This is a genomic window from Lacinutrix undariae (assembly GCF_052934785.1).
On sequence record NZ_CM128809.1, the window covers coordinates 1190810 to 1216109 of the forward strand.

The 25300-nt window shown below is 31.5% G+C and carries 24 protein-coding genes; 21 read left to right on the top strand and 3 right to left on the bottom strand.

The window, feature by feature from the left end; all coding sequences use genetic code 11:
- The first annotated feature begins 64 nt into the window (after positions 1-64).
- Both ACU4C5_RS05285 and ACU4C5_RS05290 read left to right on the top strand, forming a co-directional pair.
- Positions 65-2440, top strand: a complete 2376-nt coding sequence (locus tag ACU4C5_RS05285; protein ID WP_446846009.1) for a TonB-dependent receptor — start codon at positions 65-67, stop codon at positions 2438-2440.
- 4 nt (positions 2441-2444) lie between these two features.
- Positions 2445-3290: a DUF4249 domain-containing protein gene (locus tag ACU4C5_RS05290; RefSeq protein ID WP_446846010.1), complete on the top strand. Its 846-nt coding sequence runs from the start codon at positions 2445-2447 to the stop codon at positions 3288-3290.
- Between the two features lie 81 nt (positions 3291-3371).
- Here the strand turns inward: ACU4C5_RS05290 and ACU4C5_RS05295 are convergent, their stop codons facing one another.
- Together ACU4C5_RS05295 and ACU4C5_RS05300 are read right to left on the bottom strand one after the other, a co-directional pair.
- Positions 3372-3755 (bottom strand): DoxX family protein, encoded by a 384-nt coding sequence (locus tag ACU4C5_RS05295; protein ID WP_446846011.1) that lies wholly within the window; start codon positions 3753-3755, stop codon positions 3372-3374.
- Positions 3756-3763: 8 nt separating this feature from the next.
- Complete coding sequence (locus ACU4C5_RS05300; RefSeq protein WP_446846012.1) at positions 3764-4912, bottom strand: DNA polymerase III subunit; 1149 nt, start codon at positions 4910-4912, stop codon at positions 3764-3766.
- Between the two features lie 176 nt (positions 4913-5088).
- On the opposite strand from ACU4C5_RS05300, the gene ACU4C5_RS05305 reads away from it, so the two are divergent.
- From ACU4C5_RS05305 to ACU4C5_RS05335, 7 genes are all read left to right on the top strand, one after another.
- A complete protein-coding gene (locus ACU4C5_RS05305) occupies positions 5089-6276 on the top strand; it encodes a phosphoglycerate kinase (protein WP_446846013.1) in 1188 nt (395 codons plus the stop codon).
- A 192-nt stretch (positions 6277-6468) separates the two neighbouring features.
- Complete coding sequence (locus ACU4C5_RS05310; protein WP_446846014.1) at positions 6469-6756, top strand: hypothetical protein; 288 nt, start codon at positions 6469-6471, stop codon at positions 6754-6756.
- 2 nt (positions 6757-6758) lie between these two features.
- Positions 6759-7508 (top strand): GLPGLI family protein, encoded by a 750-nt coding sequence (locus ACU4C5_RS05315; RefSeq protein ID WP_446846015.1) that lies wholly within the window; start codon positions 6759-6761, stop codon positions 7506-7508.
- Between the two features lie 72 nt (positions 7509-7580).
- Positions 7581-8588: a TonB-dependent receptor gene (locus ACU4C5_RS05320; RefSeq protein ID WP_446846016.1), complete on the top strand. Its 1008-nt coding sequence runs from the start codon at positions 7581-7583 to the stop codon at positions 8586-8588.
- Between the two features lie 122 nt (positions 8589-8710).
- Complete coding sequence (locus ACU4C5_RS05325) at positions 8711-10126, top strand: outer membrane beta-barrel protein (RefSeq protein WP_446846017.1); 1416 nt, start codon at positions 8711-8713, stop codon at positions 10124-10126.
- 91 nt (positions 10127-10217) lie between these two features.
- Positions 10218-11810 carry a LysM peptidoglycan-binding domain-containing protein gene (locus tag ACU4C5_RS05330; RefSeq protein ID WP_446846431.1) on the top strand — a complete coding sequence of 531 codons (1593 nt, stop codon included), beginning with the start codon at positions 10218-10220 and terminating at the stop codon, positions 11808-11810.
- 16 nt (positions 11811-11826) lie between these two features.
- Positions 11827-12804 carry a DUF4837 family protein gene (locus ACU4C5_RS05335; RefSeq protein WP_446846018.1) on the top strand — a complete coding sequence of 326 codons (978 nt, stop codon included), beginning with the start codon at positions 11827-11829 and terminating at the stop codon, positions 12802-12804.
- A 63-nt stretch (positions 12805-12867) separates the two neighbouring features.
- Here ACU4C5_RS05335 and tatA read toward each other — a convergent pair whose 3' ends face one another.
- Entirely contained in the window at positions 12868-13062 is a 195-nt protein-coding gene (tatA, locus tag ACU4C5_RS05340) for a twin-arginine translocase TatA/TatE family subunit (RefSeq protein WP_446846019.1), read from the bottom strand.
- Between the two features lie 116 nt (positions 13063-13178).
- On the opposite strand from tatA, the gene ACU4C5_RS05345 reads away from it, so the two are divergent.
- From ACU4C5_RS05345 to wecB, 12 genes are all read left to right on the top strand, one after another.
- On the top strand, positions 13179-14045 hold the full coding sequence (locus ACU4C5_RS05345) for a M23 family metallopeptidase (RefSeq protein ID WP_446846020.1): 867 nt from the start codon (positions 13179-13181) through the stop codon (positions 14043-14045).
- A complete protein-coding gene (locus ACU4C5_RS05350) occupies positions 14045-15547 on the top strand; it encodes a GH3 auxin-responsive promoter family protein (RefSeq protein ID WP_446846021.1) in 1503 nt (500 codons plus the stop codon). The genes ACU4C5_RS05345 and ACU4C5_RS05350 overlap by 1 nt, the downstream gene beginning before the upstream one ends.
- A gap of 29 nt (positions 15548-15576) precedes the next feature.
- On the top strand, positions 15577-17265 hold the full coding sequence (locus tag ACU4C5_RS05355) for a DUF6909 family protein (protein WP_446846022.1): 1689 nt from the start codon (positions 15577-15579) through the stop codon (positions 17263-17265).
- A 9-nt stretch (positions 17266-17274) separates the two neighbouring features.
- Positions 17275-18342: a hypothetical protein gene (locus ACU4C5_RS05360; protein WP_446846023.1), complete on the top strand. Its 1068-nt coding sequence runs from the start codon at positions 17275-17277 to the stop codon at positions 18340-18342.
- 147 nt (positions 18343-18489) lie between these two features.
- On the top strand, positions 18490-19035 hold the full coding sequence (rfbC, locus tag ACU4C5_RS05365) for a dTDP-4-dehydrorhamnose 3,5-epimerase (RefSeq protein WP_446846024.1): 546 nt from the start codon (positions 18490-18492) through the stop codon (positions 19033-19035).
- Complete coding sequence (rfbD, locus tag ACU4C5_RS05370; RefSeq protein ID WP_446846025.1) at positions 19032-19889, top strand: dTDP-4-dehydrorhamnose reductase; 858 nt, start codon at positions 19032-19034, stop codon at positions 19887-19889. The genes rfbC and rfbD overlap by 4 nt, the downstream gene beginning before the upstream one ends.
- Positions 19882-20676, top strand: coding sequence for a 3'(2'),5'-bisphosphate nucleotidase CysQ (cysQ, locus tag ACU4C5_RS05375; protein ID WP_446846026.1), 795 nt, complete (start codon positions 19882-19884; stop codon positions 20674-20676). The genes rfbD and cysQ overlap by 8 nt, the downstream gene beginning before the upstream one ends.
- Positions 20676-21104 (top strand): DUF2061 domain-containing protein, encoded by a 429-nt coding sequence (locus ACU4C5_RS05380; protein ID WP_446846028.1) that lies wholly within the window; start codon positions 20676-20678, stop codon positions 21102-21104. The genes cysQ and ACU4C5_RS05380 overlap by 1 nt, the downstream gene beginning before the upstream one ends.
- A 3-nt stretch (positions 21105-21107) precedes the next feature.
- Positions 21108-21707, top strand: a complete 600-nt coding sequence (gene cysC, locus ACU4C5_RS05385) for an adenylyl-sulfate kinase (RefSeq protein ID WP_446846029.1) — start codon at positions 21108-21110, stop codon at positions 21705-21707.
- Positions 21704-22609: a sulfate adenylyltransferase subunit CysD gene (gene cysD / locus ACU4C5_RS05390; RefSeq protein ID WP_446846030.1), complete on the top strand. Its 906-nt coding sequence runs from the start codon at positions 21704-21706 to the stop codon at positions 22607-22609. Before cysC ends, cysD begins: the two co-directional genes overlap by 4 nt.
- An 80-nt stretch (positions 22610-22689) precedes the next feature.
- Entirely contained in the window at positions 22690-23943 is a 1254-nt protein-coding gene (locus ACU4C5_RS05395) for a sulfate adenylyltransferase subunit 1 (RefSeq protein ID WP_446846031.1), read from the top strand.
- A gap of 208 nt (positions 23944-24151) precedes the next feature.
- On the top strand, positions 24152-25294 hold the full coding sequence (gene wecB / locus ACU4C5_RS05400) for a non-hydrolyzing UDP-N-acetylglucosamine 2-epimerase (RefSeq protein WP_446846032.1): 1143 nt from the start codon (positions 24152-24154) through the stop codon (positions 25292-25294).
- Positions 25295-25300 lie beyond the last annotated feature (6 nt).

Sequence of the window (25300 nt, forward strand, 5' to 3'; positions counted from 1 at the left end):
ATTGTGTAACAGATGATTCATAAAATCGTCTATACTATAATCAATCAAAAAAGTAAATAATTTTATGAAACACATTTTTTTAATGTTCTCTCTTTGTTTCTGCTCAGTACTAATGGCTCAAAATAGCTATAGTATTCGTGGTACAATCAAAGATGTTAGTAATGGTGAAACCTTATTAGGCGCCACTGTTTTTTTAAAAGGAACTTCTAACGGTGCGGTAACTAATGAGTATGGTTTTTATTCGTTATCAGCGACCGAAGGATCTTACACAATTATTGTTTCTTATTTAGGTTATGAAACCTTTACAAAGGAATTACAGCTGACTTCAGATCAAACTTTAAATTTTGAAATGACCGAAGCTTCCAACCAATTAAACGAAGTGGTTATTGTTGCACAAGAATCAGAACAGGTAAGTATAAAGAAACCTCAAATGAGCGTCTCTAAGCTTAATACTTCTACAATTAAACAAATGCCTGCTGTTTTAGGAGAAGTAGACGTAATTAAGTCTATACAGATGTTACCGGGGGTTACAAACAACGGTGAAGGGTCGTCTGGTTTTAATGTTAGAGGTGGTGCTGCCGATCAAAATTTAGTACTTTTAGATGAAGCTATCATTTATAACACCTCACATTTTTTCGGATTCTTTTCGGTATTTAATGCCGATGCCATTAAGGATATCAAATTATACAAAGGTGATATTCCTGCAAAATTTGGTGGTCGTGTATCTTCAGTTTTAGATGTGCGTCAAAAAGATGGAAATAGCAAACAGTTTAGTGCCTCTGGAGGTGTAGGGTTAATTTCAAGTAGATTAACCTTAGAAGCGCCTCTTTTTAAGGAAAAAGGCTCATTTTTAATTGCCGGAAGAACATCTTACGCGCATTTATTTATGAAAGGTATGGAAGATTTAAAAGATGATAAAGTCTCTTTTTACGATTTAAACTTAAAAACTAATTACGAAATAAATAAAGATAATCGCATTTATCTCTCAGGATACTTTGGTCGTGATGTATTCAATTTAAATAAAATTATAAAAAATAGCTACGGAAATGCGACAGCAAACTTACGTTGGAATCATGTGTTTAATGATAAACTGTTTTCTAACTTATCATTAATTTATAGCAAGTATGATTATCAAATTGAACTCGATTTTATTGAGTTGGATTGGGTGGCAGATATTAAAAATTACAATCTAAAATATGATTTAAAATATTACTTGAATGATAAGGTAGATTTAGATTTTGGAATTAGCGGTATCAGTTATAATTTAAACCCAGGTGAAATAACGCCTACTTCTGAAACGTCTCCAGTTAATTATTTAAAATTAGATGAAAAACGTGCTTTTGAAGGTGGGATTTACGCCAGTGCCGAACATAAAATCACCGATAAATTGACTGCTCAATACGGAATTAGATACAGTAAATTTTCTAGATTAGGCGGACAAAACATGACAAATTATCTAAACAATCAACCCGTAGTTTATAATAACCAATTAAAAATTTACGAACGTGGAGAAGCAATTTCAGAAACCGAATATAGCAAAGGAGAAAGTATAAAAACCTTCGATAATTTTGAGCCACGTTTAGGGTTGTCATATCAACTTACTGATCAAACTTCGGTAAAAGCAAGCTATACAAAATCTACCCAATATTTACATTTATTATCTAACACCGCTTCGGTAACGCCATTGGATGTTTGGACACCTAGCGGGCAATATGTAAAGCCACAACGCGCTACTCAATATGCGGTAGGTTATTATAAAAACTTTAAAAATAATGTGTTTAGCTTAGAAGTTGAAACCTATTTTAAAACCGTTGATAATCGTATTGATTATATTGATGGATCAGACTTAATAGGAAATAATACTATTGAAACCGAAATTTTAAACGGAGAAGCTAGAGCATACGGATTAGAAGTTCTTCTGAAGAAAAATAAAGGAAAATTTACAGGTTGGTTTGCTTATACGCTTTCAAAATCTGAACAACGCACACCGGGAGGAAATGCTGGTGGACCAGGAATTAATAATGGCGATTGGTACAATACGGCTTACGATCGTACTCACGATTTTTCAATTACAGGAAGTTATAAGCTGAATGATAAATGGCGATTTAGTTCTAATTTAGTATTTCAAACAGGACGTCCTGTTACCTATCCAAACGGACAATATACTTACGAAGGACTTTCGGTAGCAACTTATTCTAATCGTAATGAAGATCGTTTAGCGGCTTATCATCGTTTAGATATTTCGGCAACTTATGTGCCAAATCACAAGCCAGAAAACCGCTGGAAAGGTGAATGGGTTTTTGGAATTTATAATGTGTATAATCGTAAAAACGCAGCGTCAGTTAGCTTTAATCAAAATAGTGATACCGGAATTAATGAAGCAACGAGAATTTCTATTTTCGGCTTAATTCCATCAGTAGCTTATAATTTTAAATTTTAATTCTATGAAAATATATATAAAACTCTTAGCGCTTTTTACTCTAGTTTTTTTAACTGCTTGCGAAGATGTAATTGATGTTGATGTGCCAACTGCGCAAACAAGATTGGTGATTGAAGCGTCTTTAGATTGGGAAAAAGGAACTCCCGGAAACGCGCAAAGTATTACTTTAAGTACAACCACGCCATTTTTTGATACACTTACAGAAACTCAGGTAACTACAGCAACGGTAAAAGTAACCAATACAAATACTGCTGAAGAATTTGTGTTTGCCAACCAAAATGACGGGACGTATTCAACAACAACTTTTGTGCCTGTAATTGATGATACTTACGAGTTGGAAGTAGTGTATAATAATGAAGTTTATACGGCTACCGAAACGTTAATGTCTGTAGTTGATATTAGCAGTTTAACACAATCTGTTGATGGTGGTTTTGATGACGAATTATTAGAACTTAACGTCTATTTTAACGATCCGGTTGGTGTGGATAACTATTACTTATTTAGCTTTTTTGAAGATGGAGATTTGTTTGCAGATCTAGAAGATTTATCTGATAAATTTTTAGATGGAAATGAGATTCATAATTTTTATGAAAAAGACGATGATGACGATGGAGATGAAGAAGCTTTTGTGGCAGGTGATACTGTAGAGATAAAACTTTACGGGATTTCGGAAGCCTATTATAATTATATGCGATTATTAATTGAACAATATTATAGTGGCGGAAATCCATTTTCTTCAACTGCAGCACAATTACGTGGTAACTGTATTAATGAAACCGATGAAGATAATTATCCTTATGGCTATTTTAGAGCGACCGAAGTTGTAAAAACATCATATACGTTTGAGTAGAAATAAAGCGTAAGAAAATTCTTAAATAACCGAATTGCTATCTATAATTTGTAGAAGTTAATTCGGTTTTTTTTATGTCTTTTAATGCGTTAACGCATATACTAAAAAGATAGTAGGAATAAAGTAGATTACAATGGTACGCGCACCATCATAATCTTTTGCAATACGTTGTCCTAAGAGTAGAAAGAAAAGTGTAAAAGAAGACACTATAGCGGCGTAAAAAGCCATCATTTTATCTCCTGTAGTGATTAGATTATAAATTCCTGCAATACATAATACAGTAGCTATAATTTCTAAAATAAGAATAATGCCTAAACTTAATGGTACTATTTTTCCTATAAAAGTATTAGCAAAATGACCTTTTAACCAAGCGACGTTTCCGCTCCAATCTAAAAGTTTATCGAGACCAGATTGAAAAAAAGTAATGATTAAAAAGATAAGAAGTAAAATTTCGGTAGCAAACATAATAGCTGTTATTTTTTATGAAGTAAACGTGTAAGTTTAATAGATAAATCGGTTAAAATAATTTTAGAATTTCCGTTACGTTCAATATGATAAATGGCAGTTTGTAGCTCGTCGCTAATTTCCATAATATTTCCACCATGAATAAAAGGTGCAAAATTTTCAAGTTTAAAACTTGCCGATTTGGGTTCCATAAACACTAATTCATTGGCGTTGTAATTTAGTAATAACGCTTGTCTGAAAAAATCAATACAAAACTGTAAAAATTGCTTTTGAGTTTCGCGTCCTGTTTTAGCAATATCTTCACTCCAAGAAATTAAATCATGGATGGCGGCTTTATTTCCTTTAGCTTTAAAAGCACTACGCACCCAAAAAACAAACCATTCTTCAAACTGAGAATCTTCAGTATCATGATATACTAAATCACAAGCTTTATTATAATTTCCGTTAGCTTGATGCGCTATTTTTGTAGCTTCAGCTTCGCTAATTTCATAATTTTCAATCAAGGCATCTTTAATTACATTTTCGGCTAATGGCGGAAAATGTAAAACCTGACAACGAGATTTAATGGTATTTATAATTTGTCCTTCATCTTCGGCAACAAGTAAAAAAATGGTTTTACTTGGCGGTTCTTCAATAAGCTTTAAAAGTTTGTTGGCAGCCGAAGTATGCATTTTTTCAGCCATCCAAATCAACATTACTTTGTAACCACCTTCGTAAGATTTTAAGGTTAATGATTTTACAATATCATGCGCTTCATCAACACCAATTTGCCCTTGCTTATTATCAACACCAAGAATTTTAAACCAGTCAAAAAGATTTCCGTAAGGTTGTTCTTTAATTAATTGTCGCCATTCTTCCATAAAAAAAGACGATACAGGATGTTTTTTCACCTTATCATTACCTGCAACCGGAAAAGCAAAATGCAAATCGGGATGCGATAAATTATCAAATCTTAGGTTACAAGTGTCGGTACCGTTTGTGTTTTCGCCATTAGTATTACTACACAAAATATATTGTGCGTAAGCAATAGCCATGGGTAATGTACCGGAACCTTCTGGTCCAACAAATAATTGTGCATGTGAGATACGGCCATTATCAACACTTTGTGTTAAATGGCTTTTTAAGTGTTCTTGTCCTAAAATTTCTGAAAATAGCATAAAGCAAAACTATCGATTTTTTTCAACTGAATGAATAAAAAGCATTTTTATAATTTGTGATAGGTAAAATTCAATCTAAAAAAATGTTTCATTTGAAAACGTTTTCGTAAAAAAACACATTTTATACCGCGTTTTAATTAATTATATTTGTGAAAACAATACTAATATAACAATAAATGAAAACTGTAAACGACTTTAATTTTAAAAATAAAAAAGCCCTAATTCGTGTAGATTTTAACGTGCCTTTAAATGACAAGTTTGAAGTTACAGATAACACCAGAATTGTATCGGCAAAACCTACAATTATTAAAATTTTAGAAGACGGTGGAAGCTGTATTTTAATGTCTCATTTAGGACGACCAGACGGTTTTCAAGATGAGTTTTCATTAAAACATATTGTAAACACGGTTGAAGATGTTTTAGGTGTTGAAGTGATTATGGCGTCTGATTGTATAGGAAATGATGTTGAAGCTGCTGCTGAAAACCTACAACCAGGTCAGATTTTACTATTAGAAAATTTACGTTTTTATAAAGAAGAAACTAAAGGCGATAAGGCTTTCGCCGAAAAACTATCTAAGCTAGGAGATATTTATGTAAATGATGCTTTTGGTACAGCGCATCGTGCACACGCCTCAACAACTATTGTTGCCGATTTTTTTGAAGGTGCAAAATGCTTTGGGAAATTATTAGCTCAAGAAATTGAAAGTATAGATAAGGTAATGAAAACAGGCGAAAAACCTATTTTAGCAATTCTTGGAGGTGCAAAAGTATCTTCAAAAATCACCATTATCGAAAATATTCTTGATAAAGTAGATCACCTAATTATTGGTGGTGGTATGGCATTTACTTTTGTAAAAGCTCAAGGAGGAAAAATAGGAAACTCTATTTGTGAAGATGATAAAATGCCATTAGCATTAGAGATTTTAAAACTAGCTAAAGCCAAAAACGTACAAGTTCATATTCCTGTTGATACTATTGCTGCAGACGATTTTAGTAACGATGCTAATACGCAAACAGTAGATATTAATGAAATTCCTGACGGTTGGGAAGGTGTTGATGCCGGACCAAAATCTAGAGCGCAATTTCATGATGTAGTAATGCAATGTAAAACCATTCTTTGGAACGGACCATTAGGTGTTTTTGAAATGGAAAGTTTTGCTGGAGGAACTATTGCTTTAGGAAACTCAATTGCTGAAGCTACTAAAAACGGTGCTTTTTCTCTAGTTGGAGGAGGAGACTCGGTGGCAGCTGTAAAACAGTTTGGATTTGAAAACAAAGTGAGCTACGTGAGTACAGGTGGTGGTGCAATGCTTGAAAGTTTGGAAGGAAAAACATTACCAGGTATTGCAGCTATTTTAGCGTAATTCTATTTGTATAATTACATATCAATTTTATATAATAACTAAGACTTTGTGTTAAAAACAAGGTCTTAGTTTTTTTATTAATAATGTAGGTTTTTAGCTATAAAAATGATTATTATTTAATATTAGTAATTTTTTTATGTTAAATTGTTAAAAATTATTGTGTAATAATTTGTTTTTGTTATTCTTTCTTTCTTGTGGGTATTATTAATCATTAAATATTTTAATTATGAAAATTTATCTATTACGTTTGTGTTAGCTTCATTTTTCTTATCACCAAAAGATGTAAATGTAGAGGAGGCTGAGCTTTTTTTTAATTGCGGTAATACAGGTTATTATTGTAAAGGATATTCTGATGCAAAAGCAAAAAAGGGAGAGTCTGTATATACTTGGAATAAAAGGTATAATAAGTGTATGTCAGATAATAATTGTGTTGGAGGCTTGGAAGAATCACCAAAAACAACAATAGGAACAGGACTATAATTATGAAAAAACTACTAATATTACTTGTTTTTGTATCTCAATTGGCATTTTGCCAAACAAATACAGATGGCTTTGTTATTTATAAGGTGTCTTTAACTGAGGGCTATGGTTATTATGATGAAGAGTATATTCGTGATTCTCCAGATATATATGCAGAGAGTTTAAAAACAGATAGCTTAATAAACGGTATAGAGCTTGGTGTGGTTTTTAAAACCTACAAGAGCAACTCTTTTAGGCTTAAAGAATATCAAGTTGGTGGAAATAAAGAATTTTCTGCACTAAATAAAGTTAGTGGACAAGCAGATTATTATTATAATGCCCAAACAAAAACAAGTAATATACTAGTTAAGTATTGGTTACAGGATTTAAATATCGAAATTAAAACCACAGATAATTGGGATATAGATTTGAGTAAAACCAAAATAATAGACGGTTATAAGTGTTATTATGCACAATATAAACCAAGTGGTTTATGGTGGGAGTTTAGTGAAAAAGAAGATGCTAATGCTTGGTTTACTACACAAATACCTTTACCCTATGGTCCATTACATTATAACGGCTTACCTGGGCTTATTATTGAGCTTAATGTTGAAAATGTAAGATATACTGCCGAAAAAATTGCATTTACCCATGAGTATGATAATAGGATAACACCATTAAAAACTACTATAAAACCAATTACTGGAGCGGAGTTTATTAAAAACAGGTTTGATTATAGACAACAAGCCAAAAGGATTTCGAGAGGTAATTAATTAAAAAACTATTTTAATGAAAAGGCATTGTTTCAGTATTAAACAATGTCTTTTTGTTTTCTGTTAAAAGGTATGAAAATAACGCAATTAATATTCTTTTTTTTATTTTGTAACCTCTGTGTTGCTCAAACACAATATCAAGGAAATGTGTTATCCACTAATGGAGAATTGGTTGAAGGTGTTGTAATAAGTGTTTCTAAATCTCAAACAGCAAATACTATTGAGCAGCTATTGGTGTCAGACCACAAAGGCGCTTTTTTAGTAGAATTAGATACAGTTTATAGCTATAAATTTAAAACACAACATTTAAGTTTTAACGACTCGATTTTTGATTTTAATCCACAAAAACAGAACAAAATACAACTTGTATTAGCACCAGCTAAAAACAGCTTAGAAGAAATAGTTATTACTCACGAAAGACCAAAAGTTAAAATTAAAAATGATACCACATCTTTTAATATCTTAAAATTCATAGATCCCAGTGACCGAAAATTAAAAGATTTAGTAGAAAAACTCCCTGGATTAACCATTCAAGATGATGGTGTTTTATATTTTAAAGGCAAAGTAGTTTCTAAACTATTAGTAGAAAACGAAGAGTTTTTTGGTGGTTCAACCAAACTTGGTTTAGATAATATTCCTGCCGATGCTATTGAAAAACTTGAAATAATAGCAAATTATAGCAAATCAAAAATTTTAAAAAATAGCAGACGCACCAATGATCAGGTTATCAATTTGATATTAAAAGAAGATAAAAAAAACATTGTTTTTGGTAATGCCGAAGCAGCTACAGATTTTAATGAGTTTTATAAGCTACATGCGGCGTTGTTTCAGTTTAAAAAGAAACAACAAAATAATGCCATTTTAGATGTTAACAATATTGCCGAAAATGGCATAAGTACTTCAGATTCTAGTACCTTTTTAAATGTTAATTCTTCATTATTTGATACCGCAGATGTTCCTGTAAATTATATGATTAATGACACCGATTTTTCGGAAGTAAAAAACCAATTGGCAACAGTGAATTTTAAAAGAACTAAAACCAATTCTACATGGGATTTTTTAAGCTATTATAATAAGTAAGTACTACTGAAGAAGAAAAGGAACGACGTGAAAACTTAGAAAATTTTTCGTTAGAAAACCGTTTTATGTTAAAAGAAAAGACTTCTGATGCTCTTTTTTTTAGACTTAAAAATGATATGTTTATGTCAAAAAAAGAGCGATTATTTTCTTTTCATTTTTCTGTAAAAAAACCAGAAGCAATAGAATCTATCATCTCAGAAAGTGATTTTGGAAACAAAAATATAAACACCTCTAATGATGAAACCATTATAAACTCTAGTGTGATATTTGAGGAAACAAAACGTATAAATAAAGCTTCTAACCTTGTGTATGGGGTGAATTTAGATTATAAAAAAGACAAAAATGATTTAAACTTAAACAGTGATTTAATTTTTTTAGAAGATCAAATTAATTGGTTAAACCAAGACGCATATAGAGTTGGGCATAAAGAAAACATCGAGAAGGCAAAAGCTATAGCTGCTGCACAATATTATTACACAATTAATAAACATCATGTTCTTTTATTTTCATTAGGTTTAGGCTATGATTATGAAAATGCAGTAAACAATCAAGCTCAAGTTTTAGATGATAATTCTCAAAACAGTTTTGGGGATTCATTTAATTCAGATACTCAATTAAATACTGTAAAAATTGTGCCTCAATTTTCATATAGCTATTTTAAAAACCAATGGGAGGCTAATTTTGGTGCCAAATTAAGTATGGTTGATTGGCGTTTTAAAAATGCAATTACTAAAAACAACAATTTTATAACAGCTTTCAACCCTTTTCTATATGTACAGTATTCTGTAAACGATAAAAAAAAATTTAGTATAAGTTATAATAAGCGAATTAATTTACCATCTAGGTCGCAATTAGATAATTATACACAAATTAGTAGTTACAACAGTGTTTTTAAAGGAAACCCAAATTTAGGTAAGGCTATTGCACACGCACTTTCACTATCTTATAGCGATTATATTTTTGATGGAATTAATTTATTTTCAACACCAATATTAATAGATAATCAACGCATAGGTTTCAGTACTAGAAATAGCTTTTTTTATTTATTTAAAAATTTTGAAGTTGGTATTGATGTTAACCTTTCAAAAACAAAACAAAATCTTATAATAACTGATTTACAAGAAATTATAAGTGATAAAATAAGTGTGTTTCCTAAAATAAAAACAACTTTTAAATCGCTACCCGAATTATCGTTTACGCCATATTTAAAAGCGTATCAGCAAAAAAATAAAGATGTTAAAACGAGAACTAAAAACATTGGTTACAAGTTTAAAATTCAACATAGTTTTTTTAAACAATATTATGCTAATATGTCTTATACACATTCTAAATTTGAAAACCAAAAAGCATTTAATACACTTAATTTTGAATTGAGATTTACAAATAAAATAAAATCACTAGACTTTTCGGTTGTAGGAATTAATGCACTTTCTTCAAAAGTAAATTCTAGTGTTTATCAATCTCCTTTAGTGTTAATTGAAAATTCAAAATACACATTAGGAAGAAGAATTTTATTAAAGTTAAACTATAATTTTTAAAAGGAGCTGTTAAAAACAAGGTCTTAGTTTTTTTTTGCCCTAAAAAAGCCCGATTTTAGCACACTATCCCAAATGGATAAATATATTAATGATGAAGCTAAAATTTAATACCCTCTTATTTAGTGCCTTACTTTTAACTTGTTTTTCGTATGCGCAAGAAGAAGTTCCTGTAACGCAAGAAAAAGATAGCATTACAACACCGGTAACTCCTCCTGAAACAAAAACTACAGATTCTATTTTAGATGGTGCTGATGAAACTTTAAAACCAATTCCAGTGGTTTTAGATTCTCTATCTATAAAAGCATTAGAAGACCACAAACAAGCTGCAGAGCTTGATGAAAAATGGTTAGAAGAACTTTATAGTACTTCACTTTTTGATACCATTTATAAAACAGTTGAAGAGTTAAAATATAAAAAAGTAGACTATCCTGAGTTATCTACCGATACTTTAAAAGCACGACTAGAGCGATTAAATGCAAGAACACCTTTTAATGTAGAGTATAATCCTGCATTAGAAAGTGTGATTAAAAATTTCTTAAAACACCGTAGAAGATCAATGGAACGCTTAATGGGATTAAGCCATTATTATTTTCCAATGTTTGAACAAGAATTAGATAGCTATGATGTGCCATTAGAGATGAAATATCTTGCCATTGTAGAATCGGCTTTAAAACCTAAAGCAAGATCTCGTGTTGGTGCAACTGGGCTTTGGCAATTTATGTTTGCAACCGGAAAACAGTACGGTTTAGATGTAAGTAGTTATGTTGATGAACGTAGTGATCCTATAAAATCTACCAAAACAGCCGCCGTTTATCTCTCTGAATTATATAGAATTTTTGGCGATTGGGATTTAGCTTTAGCCGCCTATAATTCTGGTCCAGGAAATGTTTCAAAAGCCATCCGTCGTTCGGGAGGTAGCGTAAACTATTGGAATATTCGTCATAATCTTCCACGTGAAACAGCGGGATATGTTCCTGCTTTTTTAGCAACTATGTATATTTTTGAATTTGCTGAAGATCATGGATTCAAACCCGAACGTCCAAAATTTCAGTATGTAGAAACAGATACTATTAGAGTAAAACAAATGATTACTCTAGATCAAGTTTCGGAAGCTACCGATGTGCCAATTGAAGAATTACAGTTTTTAAATCCGTCTTATAAGTTAGATGTCATTCCGTATATAAAAGGAAAAAACTACTATTTAAGACTACCAAGAGAAGCTGTAGGGACCTTTGTAACCAACGAAACAGAAATTTATGCTTACGCTAAAGCTGAATTTGATAAACGTGAAAAACCATTACCTCAGTTTTTTGATAATCAAACACGTACACGTTACCGTGTAAGAAGTGGTGATTATTTAGGTAAAATTGCTCGAAAATTTGGAGTGAGAGTAAGTGAGATAAAAAAATGGAATGGATTACGAAGTAATAATCTAAAAATAGGACAACGTTTAACCATTTATCCAAAAGGAGGAACCGCAGTATCGTCAAGTTCTAGTGCTAAAAAAACAGCACCAAAAACAGTAGATGTTAAAGGAAAAAAAACGTATAAAGTAGAAAGTGGTGATTCATTATGGACTATAGCACAAAAATTTCCAGGAGTTTCTGTTCAAAATATTAAAGATTGGAACGGTATTAGTGGTACAAAACTAAAAATAGGAACGACGCTTGTTGTTTCCAACTAACCGAAAAGTAAAATTCATGAAAAAATTAGCTCTTTTATTTGTAATAAGTCTCTGTTTTGTAAGCTGTAAATCTGATGGCTCAGAAAACAAACGCTATGTGTCTAGTTCTTCTGGAAACATAAATAACTTAACCGTAGTGGTTGATAATATGCTTTGGCAAGATAGTGTAGGAGAAACAATAAGGGATATTTTAGCGGCTTCTGTTGAAGGTTTAGCGCAAGACGAAGCGTTATTTTCAATAAGTCAAATGCCACCTCAAGTGTTTTCTGATTTTACAACCAAAAACAGAACCATTTTAAAAATAGAAAACGGCAAATCTGCAGCAACTAATATTACACGAAATGTATATGCAAAACCACAAACGGTAATTACGGTTTCGGGAAAAAATGCTACTGAAATTAAAGCAGAACTTACAGCTAATGCCGAAAAAATTGTTGATGCTTTTAAAAAGGAAGAAATTAAAGAAAAACAACGTCGTATGAGTTTATCGTTGTTTGATGTCTCTGCTTTAAAAGATAAATTAGGTGTTTCAATTAAGTTGTCTTCTGCATACAGGATAGCAAAAGCAGATGAAGATTTTTTCTGGTTAAGAAAAGATATTAGAACCGGAACTATGGATATTATGGTATATGAAGTACCACTAAATAGTTTAAGACAAGGTGATAGTTTGGTTGTGGATGTTGTAAACATGAGAAATGCTATAGGAAAACAGCATATTGAAGGGCGATTAGAAGGCTCGTATATGATTACCGAAGATGCTTATGCGCCATTCATTTTTAAAACGATAATTGATAATAAACCAACTATTGAAACCAAAGGAATTTGGGAGTTAGAAAACGATTTTATGTCTGGTCCGTTTATTAATTATGCTATTGAAGATAAAGTTAATAACCGTTATTTAGTTATTGAAGGCTATGTATTTGCACCTTCTGTAAACAAACGTGATTATATGTTTGAACTGGAGTCTATAATTCGTTCAGCAGTTATAAAATAAGTCACTAAAACACACAAAAAAAGCGAACTGAAAAGTTCGCTTTTTTTGTACACAGTAAAAGGGTTATTCTTTTTTATCAGAAGGTGAATTTGCTTCTTCTCCTTCTTCTTTGCTAGCATCTTTAAATTCTTTGATGCCGCTTCCTAAACCTCTCATTAATTCTGGAATTTTTTTCCCTCCAAATAATAATAAAACTACCACAACGACTAAAACAATCTGCCATGGTCCTGGAGCTAAAAATATGCTTGCTGATATCATAATGTTATAATTTGAATTGCAAATTTAATAATTAAACTTCAATTTAAACGTTTTAAAGTAAACTTTAAGATTTAGGTACATTACTTGTATATAATTTTATTTAATTTTGTATTACAATGTCAAAGAAAAAGAAAGAAAAAAAATTCTCAAAAAAACTACTTCATAAGTACCGTTTGGTAATCCTGAACGAAGATACTTTTGAAGAGCGGTTTGCTATAAAGCTAACACGACTAAATGTGTTTGTAATTATGGCGCTATCATCAATATTATTAGTGTCTGGTACTATTTTACTTATCGCATTTACATCGCTTCGTGAGTTTATTCCAGGATATTCTTCAACAGCATTAAAAAGGCAAGCTACAGCACTTAATTATAAAACAGATTCGCTACAACAAGTGATTGCTTTAAATGAACAATATTACACTTCTATAAAACGCGTACTTACAGGAGATGTGAAAACGGTAGAATTTAACAGAGATTCTTTAATTGATGCCGCCAAAAAAGAAATTGGAGAGGTAAGTATTGCTCCAAATAAAGCAGATTCGTTATTACGAGAAAAAGTAGATAAAGAAGATAAATACAATTTATTTGAGTCGGCAATATCGGCATCAAACTTTGTATTGTTTCCTCCAGTTCATGGTACAATTTCTGAAGGTTATAATGTTGAAGAGAAACATTACGCTGTAGATGTTGTAATTGCAAAAGATACACCTGTTAAGGCAACTGCCGACGGAACTGTAATTTTTGCAGAATGGACTACAGATACCGGATATGTCGTAATTATAGAGCATAGTTATGAGCTGATTTCGGTATATAAACACAACGGATCTGTAACCAAACAACAAGGTGATTTGGTAAAGGCCGGAGAGGTAATTGCCATGGCAGGAAATACTGGAGAATTTACTACCGGACCACATTTACATTTTGAACTTTGGAACAGGGGATATCCTGTAAACCCAACTAATTTTATCGACTTTAAATAATGTTATCAATAAAATCTGCATTAGCTAAACAATTTGCAAAACGCATTCATAAATCTGTTTTAAAATGGGCTAATAATCCTATTGAAACTCAAGAAAAAGTGTTTCAAGAATTGATAAGTACCGCTACAGCTACGGCTTTTGGTAGCGATCACGATTTTGTGAGTATAAACTCTCACGCCGATTTTGTAAAACGTGTTCCCGTAAGAGATTACGAAGCGTTAAAACCGTATGTAGAACGTGTAGTTGCTGGCGAAGAAAATGTACTTTGGAAAGGAAAACCTATCTATTTTGCTAAAACTTCAGGAACAACTTCTGGAGCAAAATACATTCCTATTACCAAAGAAAGTATGCCAACGCATATTGAAGCAGCTAGAAATGCTATTTTAATGTATATTGCTGAAACTGGTAACAGTAAGTTTGTTGATGGGAAAATGATTTTCTTACAAGGAAGTCCTATCTTAAACGAACAAAACGGAATTCAATTAGGAAGATTATCGGGTATTGTAGCGCATTATGTACCAAAATATCTTCAAAAAAACCGTATGCCATCTTGGGAAACCAACTGTATTGAAGATTGGGAAACTAAGGTTGATGCTATAGTTGAAGAAACCTTACCGGAAAATATGTCGGTTATTTCTGGGATTCCTTCATGGGTACAAATGTATTTTGAACGTTTAGAACAAAAAACAGGACAGAAAGTAGGAGATCTCTTTAAAAACTTTAATCTCTTTATTTTTGGAGGTGTAAATTATGAACCTTACCGTGCTAAATTTGAAAACTTAATAGGGCGAAAAGTAGATAGTATTGAGTTGTATCCAGCAAGTGAAGGCTTTTTTGCATTTCAAGATACACAGAAAGAAAAAGGCATGTTGCTGCAATTAAATTCGGGTATTTTTTATGAATTTATTAAAACTGATGAGTTTTTCGATGAAAATCCTAAACGTATCACTATAAAAGATGTTGAAATTGGCGTTAATTATGTGATGATTATTTCTAGTACAGCGGGACTTTGGGGATATAATATTGGAGATACCGTTCAATTTACAACAACAAAACCATATCGAGTTATTGTTTCAGGTAGAATTAAGCATTTTATTTCAGCCTTTGGAGAGCACGTAATTGGAAAAGAAGTAGAAGAAGCTTTACAAGTTGCTATTGAAGGGACAGCTATTAGAATTTCAGAATTTACAGTAGCCCCACAGATAGATCCTGCAGAAGGTTTACCATATCACGAATGGTTTATAGAGTTTGAAAATGAACCTGACGATTTTTCAGAATTAATTCAAAAAATTGAAGCATCTTTACGACAACAAAATAGTTATTATGACGATTTAATAAACGGTAAAGTTTTACAATCGTTAAAAATAACAGCTATTAAAAATAACGGCTTTAAAACCTATATGAAATCTATTGGAAAATTAGGCGGGCAAAATAAACTGCCACGTTTATCTAATGATAGAAAGATTGCAGACGTTTTAGTCGATTTAAAATTAACTAAATAAAACTCTTTTTAAGAGTAAAACATCATATTATGAGTACACAAACACATCACGACAGAACGAGAGCTCAAGAAAGCTCAAACGCGATAGAACGAATGTACATTACTATGCGACACCTGTTTAATCGTGGTTTTTACAAGCCAATGGGCGTTTCGGGTGAAACATTAAGAGAATCATTATTGTCTTTACGACCAGAAATATATGGATCTATAGGTGATGAAAAAGCAGAATTAGAAGGGTTATTGTACGTTGTAGATCGTTTACCAATAGGTATTGAAGAATGTACATTTATCAACCTTACAAGTGATGAAGGGTATAAAAATTCTCATTTTACATCTATTATTCCACCAAAAAGACGTCGTAATTGCTACCGTATTGATGAGGAGCAAATGAATATTGAAGTGACTAGAGGACGATCTGAGATTTACGATATTTTAACACATCTTACGTTCTTATTTGTAGAATCTCATAAGATAAGTAAACGTGTTTTAATTAATGAAAATGGTGAGACCACTCGCGATTGGATTAAATTAGAAAAAGCGGTGTTATCTTCAAAAAAATTAACACAAAAAGAACGTGAAATTGCCCTTACGCATACCGCTAATATTTTAGGACGTACTTTTCATGAATTAACTGAAGTACATTCGGAATTTGCAACACCAACAAAACCAGAACGGTTATTACATATTGTATATTGGTTAGGAAAACTAGCTATTGAAGAAGTTGTAAATAATAACAAACGTACAGTGACTTTTAGTCCGGTATTAAGAGAGCGTTTAGGACATCATATTCATGGTGAAATATGGGCTGATAATATAAAAGCAGTGCTTTTAGAAAAAGGATTAATTAATCGTCCAATTCATATTATTAGTGCGAATATGCACAGTGTAATGAACTCGCTTTTTGCGCCACAAGCCTTAAAAAAAGAAGCAGGTAAAAAGAGTGTTTTTGAACTTTACGAATCTTTAAGTCAGAAAGATAACGAAGCTTTACGAAAGAAAGTTTCAAAAGAAGCTGAAGATCATGGTATGGTGTATATTAAAGATACATCGGGTACAAATATTGATGTACAGATTTTTGATGGTGAGAAATTGGATTTTTCTAAAATGGATATCGAGATTAGCGAAAAATTAGCGAATTCTGAAAAACCCGTTATATTTGTTATGGATTATGCGTTTGGAGAGCAAGCATATGAAACAATGGATGAGCTTTTAAAGCCTATGAAAGTTGATGGAGGACACCAACATTTAAATGTAGAATCTATCTCTATTATGGGGAAAGCAGGTATTCTGGAAGGTGGAAAAGGTGATATTATGATTCCTTCGGCACATATTTTTGAAGGTACAGCAGATAATTACCCATTTGAAAACGAATTATGTAAGTCTGATTTAGAAGGACAAGGTGTAAACGTTTATGAAGGTGCAATGATAACAGTATTAGGAACATCGTTACAGAACAAAGAAATTTTAAAATTCTTTTACACTTCTACATGGAATGTGATTGGGTTAGAAATGGAAGGGGCACATTACCAAAAAGCCATACAGGCCGCCTCAAAAGTAAGAGGAAGTATTAACCCAAACGTAAAAGTACGTTACGCGTATTATGCAAGTGATAATCCGTTAGAAACAGGAGGAACATTAGCTTCGGGAGGTTTAGGAACATCAGGGGTTAAACCAACATATTTAATAACAAGAAAAATTTTACAACAAATATTTAATTAGAATATAGTTATGAGTGAAAAATTGCCAGAAAAAAATGGATCGGATGAAATAGATTTAGGCCAAGTATTTAAAATTATAGGTAATTTCTTTCAGAGTGTTTTCAACCTAATAAAAACGATTTTAGCAGGTATATTTAATCTTTTTATTGGATTTCTGTTACTAATTAAGGAGAACATTATTAAATTTTTAATTATAGGTGTAGGAACTCTTGTTGCAGGGTATTTATTGGATACTAATAAAGATTTAATTTTTTATGATACACTAAAGATCCAACCAAACTTTGGTAGTACAGATCAAATATATTCGGATATTAAATATTATAACAATTTAATTTTAGCTAAAGATACTATTGAACTTTCAAACAGTTTAGGTATTTCACCAACTGAGGCTGCATCTCTAACAGCAATTTATATCAAACCTGTTCGTGATGAGAATCAGATACTTAAAATGTATGATGAGTTTAATGAGACAATCCAAGATACTTTAAGTACGACAGGTATTAACTATGAAACTTTTAAGTTAAACCTTATTCCATCGGAGTTTCCTGATCACATAATTTTTGTAAAATCCAGAGACCCTTTTGTCTTTATAAAACTTGAAAATTCTATTCTTAATGGAAGCGTAAAGAATAATAAATTCTTAAGAAATAGTCAAAAAGTAACAGTTGATAATTACTCATTTAAAGATAAAGAATTAGCAAAACGAGAAGCTAAGATTGATTCTTTGAGAATTATTTATAGTAAAGTAATGCTTAAAAGTGTTGAAAAACAAGCAAATTCAGGTACTACTATTCAGTTTTCTGAGAATAAAACCACCTCTCACGAGTTAGATTTGTTCAAATTAGAAAAAGAAATTAATAAAGAACGCTTATTGCTTAATACGGATAAAGTATTAACTAATGATATGATAAATGTAGTTTCTGGTTTTCAAAGAAGAGGTAACTTGGTTGAAGTTGAATTTTTTGAGAAAACTCCAATTAAATTTTTTATCATAGGAATGCTAGCGCTATTTGGTTTCCTTTTTATTAAAAAACTAAACACATACTTAGGAAATTATAAAAAGAATATAAACGCATAAAAAATATTTTCAATAACAAGAGGTCCAAGATTTATTAGATCTCTTGTTGTTATTTTTTTGAAAAATATCCAGATTATAAAAGTGTTAAATAATGTTTTGAATGATAGACACCAAACCTATTAGTAAAAACAATACAGTTAAATAAATATGAAGGCCACAGCAACCAAACTAAAAGGCTGTTTTATTTTAGAGCCAACAGTTTTTAAAGATAATCGAGGTTATTTTTTTGAAAGTTTTAATCAAGACAGTTTTAACAAGACAATTCAACAAAACATCACGTTTATACAAGATAATGAATCTTTTTCATCAAAAGGTGTTTTAAGAGGTTTACATTACCAAACAGGAGTGCACGCGCAAGCAAAATTAGTACGTATTATTGAAGGAAATGCTCTGGATGTTGTTGTGGATATAAGACCAAGTTCTGAAACTTTTGGAGAACATTTTTCAATAGAATTATCAGGAGAAAATAAAAAACAACTTTTTATTCCACGAGGCTTTGCTCACGGATTTATAGTGTTAAGTGATACCGCGATTTTTTCATATAAATGTGATAATCTCTATAATAAAGCATCAGAGGGAGGTATTATTTATAATGATCCAAAACTAGCAATAGATTGGCAATTACCTGAAAAAGAATTTATTGTTTCAGAAAAAGATATAATTTTGCCAACATTAGATAATGCTAGATTATGATAAATATCTTGGTTACAGGAAGTAACGGGCAATTAGCTAAATGTATAAAAGATGTACAATCTAATTATTCAGATTTAAATTTTATATACAGAAACTCTATAGAATTAGATATTACAGATTTTACAGCAGTACAATATTTTATTAATCAAGAAAACATTCAATTCTGTATTAATTGTGCCGCATATACGGCTGTAGATAAAGCTGAAATTGAACAAGAAAAAGCAACACAAGTAAATAGTATTGGCGCTAAAAACTTAGCAATTGCTTGCGCGGAAAAAAACACAACCTTAATTCATGTGTCAACAGACTTTGTATTTAATGGCAAAAAATCTGTAGCCTACACAGAAACAGATCCCACAAGTCCTACAGGAGTTTATGGAATAACAAAATTAGATGGTGAACTAGAAGTCGCTAAAAATCTAGAACAACATTTTATACTAAGAACATCTTGGTTATATTCGGAACACGGTAATAATTTCATGAAAACCATGATCAAATTATCTGAAGGAAGAGATCAATTAAGCATAGTTGCAGACCAAATAGGCACACCAACATACGCTACAGATTTAGCAAAAGTAATTATTAACATCATTACTACTAATAATAAAGATTACGGTATTTACCATTATAGTAACGAAGGCGTAGCAAGTTGGTACGATTTTGCAAAAGCTATTTTTGACGAAAAAAATATTAATATTAAAGTCTTCCCAATACCATCGGAATCTTATCCAACACCCGCAAAACGGCCACATTTTAGTGTGTTAGATAAAACAAAAATAAAAACACATCTTCAAATTGAAATTCCATATTGGAGAGATAGTTTAAAAATAGCAATTAAAAACAGTTATGAATAAAGATTTAGAAACAGCCATAAAAGCCAGTTTAGAAGCAGGAAAAGTGATCATGCAAGTTTATGATACACCTTTTGATGTTGAAATAAAAGCCGATAAATCTCCTTTAACGGAAGCCGATAAAAAAGCAAATGATGTTATAAACTCTTATTTAATAAATACTGAATTTCCAATCATTAGCGAAGAAAATAAGCAAACTGATTATGAAATTAGAAAAACATGGAATACCTGTTGGGTTGTAGATCCTGTAGACGGTACCAAAGAGTTTATTAAACGTAATGGAGAATTTACCGTAAATATAGCATTAGTAACAGGCGGTAAGCCAGTTTTAGGTGTTATTTACGTACCTGTAAGTAAAACCCTATATGTTGCAGATGTAACAAATAAAAATGCTTTTAAAGCCAAATTAAGCAGTCATGATACCTCTTTAGAAGGTGTAATGGCTCTTGCCACAAAATTACAACCAAAAGCACCAGGATCTAATCCTGTACAAGTTGTAGGAAGTCGGTCACACATGAGTCAAGAAACACTAGATTTTATTGATACTATTAAAGCAGAAGGAAAAGATGTTGAAGTCGTTTCAAAAGGAAGTTCATTAAAATTCTGTTTAGTAGCCGAAGGAAAAGCAGATGTTTACCCTAGGTTTGCACCAACTATGGAATGGGATACTGCTGCAGGACAAGCTATCTGTAACGCTGTAGGTTTGCAAGTAATATCAAAAGATACGAATGCATCACTTTTATACAATAAAAAAAACCTATTAAATAGTTATTTTTTAGTTAGTAAATAATGGCAGACATATCTTACAAAAGACATATTGCTAAAACAGTAACTTGGAGAATACTTGGTACTATTGATACTATAGTTTTATCATGGATAATTACAGGAGATCCATTTGCGGGACTTAAAATTGGTTTTGCAGAAGTAACTACAAAAAGTGTTTTATACTATTTACATGAACGTGTATGGTTTAAAATTAACCTTTCCCGAGGGGGTGAAATAATTGAGAGTAGAAAAAGACATATTGCAAAAACCATTACATGGCGTATTGTAGGAACTATTGACACTATGACTTTGGCTTGGATTATTTCGGGAAATCCAATGACAGCATTAAAAATAGGATCTGCAGAAATAGCAACAAAAATGTTATTATACTATTTTCATGAACGTGTATGGTATAAAATTAATTTTGGACTATCAGACCGTAAAACATCATAATTTATGAAAGAAAATATTATTCTGCATCATTATCAAGTTTCAAAAACAGATAGAGAAGACAGAAACAAGCACAAATCATTTTTAATATGGTTTACCGGACTTTCAGGTTCAGGAAAATCTACAATTGCTAATATCGTAGAGCAAGAATTGTATAAATTAAATGTAAAGACATACACGCTTGATGGAGATAATATTAGAAAAGGTATTAATAGCGACCTTACTTTTGCACCCGAAGATCGTACAGAAAATATTAGAAGAATCGCAGAAATTTCAAATTTAATGGTTGATGCAGGTGTTGTTGTATTAGCCGCTTTTGTATCACCCTATAAAAAAGATAGGGTAAACATTAAAAATATCGTTAAAGATGATAACTTTGTTGAAGTTTATATAAATACCAGTGTTGAAGAATGTGAACGTAGAGATGTAAAAGGTCTTTATAAGAAAGCAAGAACTGGAGAAATAAAAAACATGACAGGTATTTCGGCACCTTATGAGGCACCTGAAAACCCAGATATAGAAATAAAAACTGAAGAAAAATCGGTTGAAGAAGCAGTTCATGACATCATGAATTATATTAAACCAAAATTAAAATTGGAGCAATGAGTAGGTATTACTTAAATTATTTAGATGAATTAGAAAGTGAAGCAATCTTTATTTTACGTGAAGTTTGGGCACAATTTGAAAATCCAGTAATACTATTTTCTGGAGGAAAAGATTCTATTTTAGTAACGCATTTAGCAAAAAAAGCGTTTCACCCAGCTAAAATACCATTCACTTTAATGCACGTTGATACAGGACATAACTTTCCTGAAACCATTCAATTTAGAGATGATATCATTAAAGAATTAGGAGTAGAACTTATTGTTGGTTCTGTACAAGAATCTATTGATGAAGGTCGTGTTGCTGAAGAAAAAGGTAAAAACGCTACTCGTAATGCATTGCAAATTACTACACTTCTTGATGCTATAGAATCAAATAAAATTGATTGTGCAATAGGAGGAGGACGTCGTGATGAAGAAAAGGCAAGAGCAAAAGAACGTTTCTTTTCACACAGAGATGATTTTGGACAATGGGATCCTAAAAACCAAAGACCAGAATTATGGAATATCTTTAATGGTAAGCATTTTGAAGGTGAACATTTTAGAGCTTTCCCTATTAGTAACTGGACAGAAATGGATGTTTGGAACTACATAAAAAGAGAAAATATTGCAATACCTTCTTTATACTTTGCTCATGAGAGAGAAGTGGTTAAAAGACAAGGAACTTGGATACCAAACTCTGAGTTTTTAATTTTAGAAGAACACGAAGAAGTTGTAACTAAAAAAATAAGATTTAGAACCTTAGGAGATATTACTATCACAGGAGGAGACGAATCTGAAGCAGATACTTTAGAAAAAATTGCTACAGAAGTTGCCGGTATGCGTAATACAGAAAGAGGTAACAGAAGTGACGATAAACGTTCTGAATCTGCCATGGAAGACAGAAAACGTCAAGGGTATTTTTAGAAAACAATAAATTAAATTTTTGAAAAATGTTACCTTCAGTATCGCTGAAAGGCCTTTTTTCAAATTTCAAAAAGTAAAAAATGTTAGATAACAATCAATTATTACGTTTTACAACAGCAGGAAGTGTAGATGATGGAAAAAGTACATTAATAGGTCGTTTATTATACGATTCTAAATCTATTTTTGAAGATCAACTAGAAGCAATTACAAATACAAGTAAAAAGAAAGGTCATAAAGGTGTAGATTTAGCTTTATTTACCGATGGATTACGTGACGAACGTGAGCAAGGTATTACTATTGATGTTGCTTATAGATACTTTACCACGCCAAAGCGTAAATTTATTATTGCAGATACACCAGGACACATACAATATACACGTAACATGGTTACGGGCGCATCAACAGCAAACGTTGCAACTATTTTAATAGATGCAAGACACGGTGTTATTGAGCAAACAAAAAGACACGCATTTATAGCATCTTTATTACAAATACCTCACATTATTGTTTGTATTAACAAAATGGATTTGGTAGATTTTTCAGAAGAAGTTTACAATAAAATTGTAAGAGAATTTGAAGATATCGCCTCAAAAATGTTAGTTACAGATGTGCGTTTTATCCCAATGAGTGCTTTATTAGGTGATAACGTTGTCAATAAATCTGAGAATATGCCTTGGTTTCAAGGCGCTCCAATGTTACACACTTTAGAGACTATGCATATTAGTAGCGATATTAATAAGGTAGACGCTCGTTTTCCAGTGCAAACTGTACTTAGACCTCAAAGAGAAGGATTTATTGATTACAGAGGATATGCAGGACGTGTAGCGAGTGGAATTTTTAGAAAAGGTGATGAGATTACAGTAATGCCATCAGGGTTTACTTCAAAAATAAAAACCATTGATACTCTAGATGCAGAGTTAGAAGAAGCTTACGCTCCAATGTCTGTTTCTTTAACACTAGAAGATGATATTGATATTAGTAGAGGAGACATGATTGTACGTTCAAACAACAAACCAGAAGCTTCTCAAGATATTGAAGTAATGTTATGTTGGTTAAATAATACAGCAGCAAAACCTAGAGCTAAATATACTATAAAACATACTTCAAACGATCAAAAAGCAATGATTAAAGAGGTCGTATACAAATATAATATTAATACTTTAGATCGTATTAACGACGATAAAGAACTTAATATGAATGATATTTGTAAAGTAAAAATACGTACTACAAAACCATTAATGATAGATTCGTATAGAGAAAACAGAACCACAGGAAGTATCATTCTTGTAGATGATGCAACAAACGAAACGGTTGCGGCAGGTATGATTGTGTAATTATATTTTAATAAAACATCAAAGCTTTTTACACGCATTGTGCTTTAATATTTTTTTAGAGTCTCTTTTCTTTAAAAAACGAAATACTTTTATACAAGCTAATTTGGTAGTATTCGTATTGTAAAGTCGATAATTATGCTATTTTTGTACTGAAAAATGAGTGGTTTTTTTATTCAGAATAAGCTGTGATTTAAATAAAAAAAAAATAATGATTCAGAAAAAAAAAATACTAATTGTCTTTGGTACAAGACCTGAAGCTATAAAGATGGCACCTTTAGTAAAAGCTTTTGAAAACGAAAATAAATTTTTTGAAACTAAAGTGTGTATTACGGCACAACACAGGGAGATGTTGGATCAAGTCTTGTCTTTTTTTGAAATTATTCCTGATTTTGATTTAGATTTAATGAAACCTAATCAAAATTTATACAGCCTAACTGCAGATATTATTACCAATCTAAAACCTGTTTTAGAAGCCTTTACTCCAGATTACGTTTTTGTACATGGAGATACCACCACCACAATGGCTACAAGTCTTGCTGGTTTTTACTCTAGAGCAAAAATATGTCATGTTGAAGCCGGTTTACGAACCTTTAATATGCAATCGCCCTTCCCTGAAGAAATGAATCGTAGTGTAACAGGTGTTGTTGCTGATTATCATTTTTCTCCTACTGAAACTTCAAAAGGAAATCTTATAAAAGAAAACAAGAAAGAAAGTCATATTATTATTACTGGTAATACTGTTATAGACGCTTTACTTTTCAGTGTAAATAAAGTAAATAAAGGGTATATTGATGAAGAAATAGAAGCTTTAAAAACAACTTTAAATTTAGATAAAAAAATAATTCTTGTCACAGGACATCGTAGAGAAAATCATGGACAAGGATTTTTAAATATTTGTGAAGCATTAAAAAGCATTGCCTTAAAACATAAAGATTGCGAAATAATTTATCCTGTACACTTAAATCCTAATGTACAGAAACCTGTTTATGAATTATTATCTGATGTTTCAAATATAAAATTAATTGCGCCACTTTCATACCCATCTTTTGTATGGTTAATGGAAAAATCACATCTTATTATTACAGACAGTGGTGGAGTGCAAGAAGAAGCGCCAAGTTTGGGAAAACCTGTTTTAGTAATGCGAGATACTACTGAACGTCCTGAAGCAGTAGAAGCAGGAACCGTATTACTTGTAGGAACCAATACAAATAAAATAATTGAAGAGGCAGATCGTTTATTAAGTAATACATCGGCTTATCAAGCCATGAGTAAATTACATAATCCTTATGGAGATGGTAAAGCCTGTGGACGTATTGTAAATCACATAAAAGAAATTATAAATACCTTTTAATTTTAA

Bases quoted from the DNA above. Each gene is read 5' to 3' on its own strand.
- ACU4C5_RS05285 (WP_446846009.1), top strand. From the start codon at position 65: ATGAAACACATTTTTTTAATGTTCTCTCTTTGTTTCTGCTCAGTACTA.
- ACU4C5_RS05290 (WP_446846010.1), top strand. From the start codon at position 2,445: ATGAAAATATATATAAAACTCTTAGCGCTTTTTACTCTAGTTTTTTTA.
- ACU4C5_RS05295 (WP_446846011.1), bottom strand. From the start codon at position 3,755: ATGTTTGCTACCGAAATTTTACTTCTTATCTTTTTAATCATTACTTTT.
- ACU4C5_RS05300 (WP_446846012.1), bottom strand. From the start codon at position 4,912: ATGCTATTTTCAGAAATTTTAGGACAAGAACACTTAAAAAGCCATTTA.
- ACU4C5_RS05305 (WP_446846013.1), top strand. From the start codon at position 5,089: ATGAAAACTGTAAACGACTTTAATTTTAAAAATAAAAAAGCCCTAATT.
- ACU4C5_RS05315 (WP_446846015.1), top strand. From the start codon at position 6,759: ATGAAAAAACTACTAATATTACTTGTTTTTGTATCTCAATTGGCATTT.
- ACU4C5_RS05320 (WP_446846016.1), top strand. From the start codon at position 7,581: ATGAAAATAACGCAATTAATATTCTTTTTTTTATTTTGTAACCTCTGT.
- ACU4C5_RS05325 (WP_446846017.1), top strand. From the start codon at position 8,711: ATGTCAAAAAAAGAGCGATTATTTTCTTTTCATTTTTCTGTAAAAAAA.
- ACU4C5_RS05330 (WP_446846431.1), top strand. From the start codon at position 10,218: ATGAAGCTAAAATTTAATACCCTCTTATTTAGTGCCTTACTTTTAACT.
- ACU4C5_RS05335 (WP_446846018.1), top strand. From the start codon at position 11,827: ATGAAAAAATTAGCTCTTTTATTTGTAATAAGTCTCTGTTTTGTAAGC.
- tatA (WP_446846019.1), bottom strand. From the start codon at position 13,062: ATGATATCAGCAAGCATATTTTTAGCTCCAGGACCATGGCAGATTGTT.
- ACU4C5_RS05345 (WP_446846020.1), top strand. From the start codon at position 13,179: ATGTCAAAGAAAAAGAAAGAAAAAAAATTCTCAAAAAAACTACTTCAT.
- ACU4C5_RS05350 (WP_446846021.1), top strand. From the start codon at position 14,045: ATGTTATCAATAAAATCTGCATTAGCTAAACAATTTGCAAAACGCATT.
- ACU4C5_RS05355 (WP_446846022.1), top strand. From the start codon at position 15,577: ATGAGTACACAAACACATCACGACAGAACGAGAGCTCAAGAAAGCTCA.
- ACU4C5_RS05360 (WP_446846023.1), top strand. From the start codon at position 17,275: ATGAGTGAAAAATTGCCAGAAAAAAATGGATCGGATGAAATAGATTTA.
- rfbC (WP_446846024.1), top strand. From the start codon at position 18,490: ATGAAGGCCACAGCAACCAAACTAAAAGGCTGTTTTATTTTAGAGCCA.
- rfbD (WP_446846025.1), top strand. From the start codon at position 19,032: ATGATAAATATCTTGGTTACAGGAAGTAACGGGCAATTAGCTAAATGT.
- cysQ (WP_446846026.1), top strand. From the start codon at position 19,882: ATGAATAAAGATTTAGAAACAGCCATAAAAGCCAGTTTAGAAGCAGGA.
- ACU4C5_RS05380 (WP_446846028.1), top strand. From the start codon at position 20,676: ATGGCAGACATATCTTACAAAAGACATATTGCTAAAACAGTAACTTGG.
- cysC (WP_446846029.1), top strand. From the start codon at position 21,108: ATGAAAGAAAATATTATTCTGCATCATTATCAAGTTTCAAAAACAGAT.
- cysD (WP_446846030.1), top strand. From the start codon at position 21,704: ATGAGTAGGTATTACTTAAATTATTTAGATGAATTAGAAAGTGAAGCA.
- ACU4C5_RS05395 (WP_446846031.1), top strand. From the start codon at position 22,690: ATGTTAGATAACAATCAATTATTACGTTTTACAACAGCAGGAAGTGTA.
- wecB (WP_446846032.1), top strand. From the start codon at position 24,152: ATGATTCAGAAAAAAAAAATACTAATTGTCTTTGGTACAAGACCTGAA.